This window comes from Comamonas sp. CMM02, from assembly GCF_014851485.1.
Lineage (GTDB): Bacteria > Pseudomonadota > Gammaproteobacteria > Burkholderiales > Burkholderiaceae_C > Comamonas > Comamonas avium.
Genome location: NZ_JACUZW010000002.1, coordinates 914,693 through 921,155 on the forward strand (window position 1 = coordinate 914,693; position 6,463 = coordinate 921,155).

5 protein-coding genes and 5 tRNA genes are annotated in these 6,463 nt (G+C 56.8%); all 10 read left to right on the forward strand.

The window, feature by feature from the left end; translation table 11 throughout:
• The first annotated feature begins 23 nt into the window (after positions 1-23).
• Positions 24-863, forward strand: coding sequence for an SPOR domain-containing protein (locus IB213_RS09385; RefSeq protein ID WP_192406061.1), 840 nt, complete (start codon positions 24-26; stop codon positions 861-863).
• A gap of 44 nt (positions 864-907) precedes the next feature.
• Positions 908-1,399, forward strand: a complete 492-nt coding sequence (locus IB213_RS09390; protein WP_192406062.1) for a CvpA family protein — start codon at positions 908-910, stop codon at positions 1,397-1,399.
• 83 nt (positions 1,400-1,482) lie between these two features.
• A complete protein-coding gene (purF, locus tag IB213_RS09395) occupies positions 1,483-2,991 on the forward strand; it encodes an amidophosphoribosyltransferase (RefSeq protein WP_191723857.1) in 1,509 nt (502 codons plus the stop codon).
• 196 nt (positions 2,992-3,187) lie between these two features.
• Positions 3,188-4,399, forward strand: a complete 1,212-nt coding sequence (locus IB213_RS09400; protein WP_192406063.1) for an O-succinylhomoserine sulfhydrylase — start codon at positions 3,188-3,190, stop codon at positions 4,397-4,399.
• Positions 4,399-5,805: a glutamate--tRNA ligase gene (gltX, locus tag IB213_RS09405; RefSeq protein ID WP_192406064.1), complete on the forward strand. Its 1,407-nt coding sequence runs from the start codon at positions 4,399-4,401 to the stop codon at positions 5,803-5,805. The genes IB213_RS09400 and gltX overlap by 1 nt, the downstream gene beginning before the upstream one ends.
• Positions 5,806-5,866: 61 nt before the next feature.
• A tRNA-Ala gene (locus tag IB213_RS09410) sits at positions 5,867-5,942 on the forward strand.
• A 37-nt stretch (positions 5,943-5,979) separates the two neighbouring features.
• A tRNA-Glu gene (locus tag IB213_RS09415) sits at positions 5,980-6,055 on the forward strand.
• 48 nt (positions 6,056-6,103) lie between these two features.
• Positions 6,104-6,180 (forward strand) — tRNA-Asp (locus IB213_RS09420).
• A 78-nt stretch (positions 6,181-6,258) separates the two neighbouring features.
• Positions 6,259-6,334: transfer RNA gene (locus IB213_RS09425), tRNA-Glu, on the forward strand.
• Between the two features lie 48 nt (positions 6,335-6,382).
• Positions 6,383-6,459: transfer RNA gene (locus IB213_RS09430), tRNA-Asp, on the forward strand.
• The last annotated feature ends 4 nt before the right edge of the window (positions 6,460-6,463 follow it).

Consider the following 6,463-nt stretch of genomic DNA (forward strand, 5'->3'; position numbering starts at 1 on the left):
GGTCCGCTACGCGACGCATCTTCATGGCACTTTTCAAATTCCGTTGGCCTGGTCAGAAAGAGGAGCGCGAGCAAACGCCTGTACGGCGTTCTCGCACTGCGCAGGCAGAGAGCGTAGATGACATGCGCCGCCGTGCGCGCCATCGCCTGATTGGCGCCGCTGTTCTGGTGGTGTTGGGGGTCATTGGTTTCCCCATCTTGTTTGATACCCAGCCGCGCCCGATTCCGGTCGATGTGCCGATTGAAATCCCGGATCGCAATCAGGTGGCTCCTTTGATCGTGTCGGGTGCACAGGCTCAAACGGAACCCAAAGGGTCTGCGCCTGCTTCGGCCTTGCCACCTATTGCAGATGGTGCGCTGGGTGATGGTGAAGAGCTGGTGGTGAATGAGCCAGCTCCTTTGACGGTGCCTAAGCCGCCAGAGCCGCCCCGCTTGGTGCCTGAGCCTGTACATACACCTGTCGCGGTGCCCAAGCCAGAACCCAAACCAGAGCCCAAGCCTGATGTATTGCCTGAGCCCAAGCCTGTGCCTGCCCCCAAGCCGGTGAGTGAGGCTGAGCGTGCCCGTGCTTTGCTGGAGGGGCGCAGTGTGCCTGCCGCCGCTGCAGCGCCTGCCAAGGTAGAGGCCAGCAAGCAAGGACGCTTTATTGTGCAAGTGGGTGCCTTTGCCGATGTGGCCAAAGCGAATGAAGTGCGCAGCAAGCTGGAGCGATCAGGCCTGAAGACGTACACCCAGGCGGTAGATACCAAAGACGGCAAGCGCACACGTGTGCGTGTGGGCCCTTACGAGCAGCGTGGTGATGCGGATCAGGCGGCGGCACGCATCAAGGGCCTGGGTCTGCCGGCATCGGTGCTGACTTTGTAAGCCTGGCTGACAATAACTTCCTACAAATAGGGCATTGAAAGCACATGGCTGTTTTGGATGGTGTGTTGCTGGGCATTTTGGTGGTGTCCTTGCTGCTGGGTGCTTGGCGTGGCCTGATTTTTGAGCTGTTCTCTTTGGTGGGCTGGGTGGCTGGTTTTTTTGTGGCCCGCCTGTTTGCTGAAGATGTCGCGGCCTTGTTGCCTGTAGATGGCTTTGACGCCACTGTGCAGTACGGCATTGGATTTGTGCTGACCTTTGTGCTGTCCGTTTTTGTATGGGGACTGCTCAGCGCCTTGGCCAAAAAATTGGTTGAAGCGGCAGGTTTGCGGCCGGTGGACCGTACGCTGGGCGCTGTGTTTGGCCTGTTGCGCGCAGCGGTTCTGATTTTGGTGCTGGCTGTGGTGGTGGTGTCAACGCCTCTGCATGCGCAAGGTTGGTGGACACAATCCTTGGCAGCACCATGGTTGACAGAGGCGGTGGCAAGCATCTTGCCCGCCTTGTCCGTGGAATGGGGAAGGCTGTTGCCTTCCACGTGAGAGAGTAAATGCTGTGCCTGACTTGGGCACGGCTTTCAAGCAAATACCGCGGGAGCAATCCCGCAGATTGATGGAACGCGACTATGTGTGGAATCGTCGGGGTGGTCAGTACCACGCCAGTGAATCAACTGATCTATGACGCCTTGCTGCTGCTTCAGCACCGCGGCCAAGATGCAGCCGGTATCGTCACCCAGCAAGAGCGCAAGTTCTTCATGCACAAAGCCAAGGGCATGGTGAAGGATGTGTTTCGCACCCGTAATATGCGCGCATTGCCTGGCACGATTGGCTTGGGCCAGGTACGTTACCCCACGGCAGGCAATGCAGAGAGCGAAGAAGAGGCCCAGCCTTTCTACGTGAACGCACCGTTTGGCATTGTGATGGTGCACAACGGCAACCTGACGAACGCCAAGCAATTGCGCGAAGAGCTGGCCAGCACCGACCACCGCCACACCAACACCGAGAGTGACTCTGAGGTGCTGCTGAATGTGCTGGCCCATGAACTGGGTCGCAGCACCAGCGGCGTGCCGCTGACGACGCAAGACGTGTTCAAGGCTGTGCGTGCGGTACACAAGCGCATCAAGGGCTCTTACGCAGTGATCGCCTTGATTGCGGGTTACGGTTTGCTGGCTTTCCGCGACCCCTACGGTATTCGTCCCCTGTGCCTGGGCAAAGGTGCAGACGGCACCTGGGTGCTGGCTTCTGAATCTGTGGCGCTTGAAGGTACTTTGCATACGCTGGAGCGTGACGTGGCGCCGGGTGAGGCGGTGTTCATCACGACCGATGGACAGGTGCATTCCGAGCAATGTGCAGAAAACAGTGTGCTGAACCCCTGCGTGTTTGAGTACGTGTACCTGGCACGACCTGACTCCACCATGGATGGCATTTCGGTCTACCAGGCACGCTTGAACATGGGTGAAACCCTGGCCAAGCGCGTGATCTCCACCGTGCCCCCGGCAGAGATCGACGCCATCATTCCCATCCCTGAATCCAGTCGCCCCAGCGCCATGCAGCTGGCGCAGCTGCTGGGTATTCCCTATCGTGAAGGTTTTGTGAAAAACCGCTACGTGGGTCGCACTTTCATCATGCCGGGCCAAGGGGCGCGCAAAAAGTCCGTGCGTCAAAAGCTCAACGCGATTGGCAGCGAGTTCAAGGGCCGCAATGTGCTGCTGGTGGACGACTCCATCGTGCGCGGCACTACCTCCAAAGAGATTGTGCAAATGGCACGCGATGCAGGCGCCAACAAGGTGTATCTGGCATCAGCCGCCCCACCGGTGCGCCATCCCAACGTGTACGGGATTGATATGCCCACCCGCACTGAGCTGGTGGCCCATGGCCGCACCGTGGAAGAAATTCGCCAGGTCATCGGCTGTGACGCGCTGATCTACCAAGATGTGGATGCCATGAAGCAAGCCGTGGGAAAGATCAATCCGGCAGTCAAGGGCTTTGAGGCCTCATGCTTTGACGGTATTTATGTCACGGGTGATATCTCTGAGGCCGAAGTGGCTGCGCTGAATGAAGGGCGCAATGCTGGTGCGCAAGAAGAGTCGCAGGACACTTCCCGCCTGTCGTTGCCCAATGCTCAGGAGCAATAAGCTCTAAGCTCACAACCGGGCGTCATAAGCCCGCAGGCACAATAAAAGGAGCTGCTAGCGCAGGTGGAATAAGTACTTCAAAGTGGTTTTGCTTTGAATTCCTTGTCTACTCTGCGTGCGTTGCTCCTTTTTTCGTGGTGCAACATCGTTGTTTGCACTCTACCAAGACGCAAAGACATAACAAGGAATAGCCGCCGTGACCGATTCAACACTTCCACAAGGCCTGCATCCTGAAACCCTGGCAGTGCGCGAAGCGTTGCCCCGCAGCCAGTGGGGTGAGCACTGCGAGGCGCTGTACATGACCAGCAGTTTTGTGCAGCCTGACTGTGAAACGTCTGCCCGCCGCTTTGCAGCGCAGGAAGACGGCTACACCTACAGCCGCACTGGCAACCCCACCGTAACCAGCTTTGAGCGGCGCTTGGCGGCTATGGAAGGCACAGAATGCGCGGTGGCCACCAGCACGGGGATGTCAGCCATTTTGCTGGTCGCACTGACCATGTTGAAGGCGGGCGATCACGTAATCTGCTCGCTGTCCATGTTTGGCTCCACCATCAAATTGCTGGGCACCGAGATGGCGCGCTTTGGTGTCGAGACCACATTTGTCTCGCAAACCGATATCAGCGAGTGGAAGGCTGCCATCAAGCCCAACACGCGGCTGTTCTTTGCGGAAACGCCCACCAACCCTCTGACCGATCTGTGCGATATCGCCGCCTTGGCCGAGCTGGCGCACGCCCATGGAGCCTTGCTGGCGGTAGACAACAGTTTTGCCACACCTGTGTTGCAGCAGCCAGCCAAACTGGGCGCTGACATTGTTGTGCACTCTGGCACCAAATTTCTGGACGGGCAGGGCCGCACCATGATTGGCGCTGTATGCGGCTCTATCGCCCTGGTTGATAAGGTGATGGGTACTTTCCTGCGCAGCGGTGGCCTGAATGCTGCGCCTTTCAATGCCTGGACGGTGATGAAAGGCTTGGAAACCTTGGCCTTGCGCGTTAAAGCGCAAAGCGCAGCAGCGCTGGAGCTGGCTGCATGGCTGGAGGCACACCCTAAAGTGGCTCGCGTGTACTACCCCGGCCTGAAGAGCCATTCGCAGTACGAGCTGGCAATGCGCCAGCAAAACGGCCTGGGGGGCGGTGTGCTTTCCTTTGACGTTGTGGGCGATACGCCGGAAAACCTGCGAAAGAATGCCTTTCACGTGGTCGACCATACGCAGGTGTGTAGCATTACGGCTAACTTGGGTGATGTGAAAACCACCATCACCCATCCCGCCAGCACCTCGCATGGCCGTCTGACAGAAGCGCAGCGTCAAGCTGCAGGCCTGGGTCAGGGACTTATTCGCATCTCCGTGGGTTTGGAGCACTTGAACGATATCAAGGCCGATCTTTCCCGCGGACTGGACACACTGTAATGACACAAAAAATTCGCACCCGCTTTGCACCTTCGCCCACTGGTTTTATCCACTTGGGCAATATCCGTTCGGCTCTGTATCCATGGGCTTTTGCGCGCGCCAATGGCGGTGATTTCATCTTGCGTATTGAAGATACCGATGTAGAGCGCTCGACCCAGGCTTCTGTGGATGTGATCATCGAGGGCATGCAATGGCTGGAGCTGACCCACGACGAGGGTCCGTTCTTTCAAATGCAGCGTATGGATCGCTACAAGCAAGTGCTGGCTCAGTTGCAGGCCAAAGGCTATGTCTACCCTTGCTACATGAGCATGCAAGAGCTCGATGCGCTGCGCGAAAAGCAGATGGCCAACAAGGAAAAGCCCCGCTACGACGGCACATGGCGCCCTGAAGAAGGAAAGGTGCTGCCTGCCATTCCTGAAGGCGTCAAACCCGTGCTGCGCTTCAAGACCCCCAAGGACGGCATTGTTGCCTGGGAAGACAAGTGCAAGGGTCGCATCGAGTTTCAGAACTCGGAGCTCGATGACTTGGTGATCGCCCGCCCAGACGGCACACCCACCTACAACTTCTGTGTCTGTGTCGACGATATGGACATGACGATCACCCATGTGATTCGCGGTGACGACCATGTGAACAACACGCCTCGCCAGATTCACATCTTTGAGGCTTTGGGTGCCGCAGTGCCCGTGTTTGCCCACCTGCCCACCGTGCTCAACGAGCAGGGTGAAAAAATGTCCAAGCGCAATGGTGCCAAAGCCGTCACCCAGTACCGTGATGAAGGCTACTTGGCCGATGCCATGGTGAACTATCTGGCCCGCTTGGGATGGAGCCACGGTGACGACGAAATCTTCTCGCGCCAGCAATTTTTGGAGTGGTTCAATCTGGACCACCTGGGGCGCAGTGCAGGTCAGTTTGATGAAGCCAAGCTGCGCTGGGTCAATGCCCAGCACTTGAAGGCTATGGACGACGTGGCTTTGGCTGCCAAGGTCAAGCCTTTCCTGATCAAGGCGGGTGTAGCTGAACCCCTGATTGATGCGGATGACCGTTTTGTGCGCATTTGTGCACTCTTCAAGGACCGCTGCGAAACCCTGGTGGATCTGGCCAACTGGGCCAAGCTGTTCTATGTCGACGGTGTAGAGCGTAACGAGGAAGACTTTGCCAAGCACCTGACCGAAGCTGCCAATCCAGTACTGGATGCATTTGCGGCAGCCATGGAAACTGTGCAGTGGGATAAAGATGCAATTTCTGCCGCGATTAAAGAAGTGCTGAAAGCGCAGGGCGTGAAAATGCCCGTTTTGGCCATGCCCGTACGTGTATTGACCGTAGGCACAGCGCATACGCCATCGGTAGATGCGGTGCTGGAATTACTTGGACGTGAAAAAATTCTTGCGCGTTTGAAAAACCGTTAAAAACCTGTCTATAATTCGAGTCTCTGTGCAGCACAATAACTAAATTGTTGTGTTGTCAAGTGGGGGTATAGCTCAGCTGGGAGAGCGCTTGCATGGCATGCAAGAGGTCATCGGTTCGATCCCGTTTACCTCCACCAAGATTTATCAGAAACGAGAAATCGGTTCTTAGGTTATGACCCTATCGTCTAGAGGCCTAGGACACTACCCTTTCACGGTAGGTACCGGGGTTCGAATCCCCGTAGGGTCGCCAAGTTTGAGGCGCTTGAAGCTACAAAGTAGCTGACAAAGCTTCCTGCCAGGAGTGGTAGTTCAGTTGGTTAGAATACCGGCCTGTCACGCCGGGGGTCGCGGGTTCGAGTCCCGTCCACTCCGCCAGTTTTGAGCATTGCTTGATTGAACAAGCGCCTTTGATTTAAAGGGCGCTTTTTTAATCGGAAGCAATTTCTAGGTTATGACCCTATCGTCTAGAGGCCTAGGACACTACCCTTTCACGGTAGGTACCGGGGTTCGAATCCCCGTAGGGTCGCCAAGTTTGAGGCGCTTGAAGCTACAAAGTAGCTAGCAAAGCTTCCTGCCAGGAGTGGTAGTTCAGTTGGTTAGAATACCGGCCTGTCACGCCGGGGGTCGCGGGTTCGAGTCCCGTCCACTCCGCCAGTTT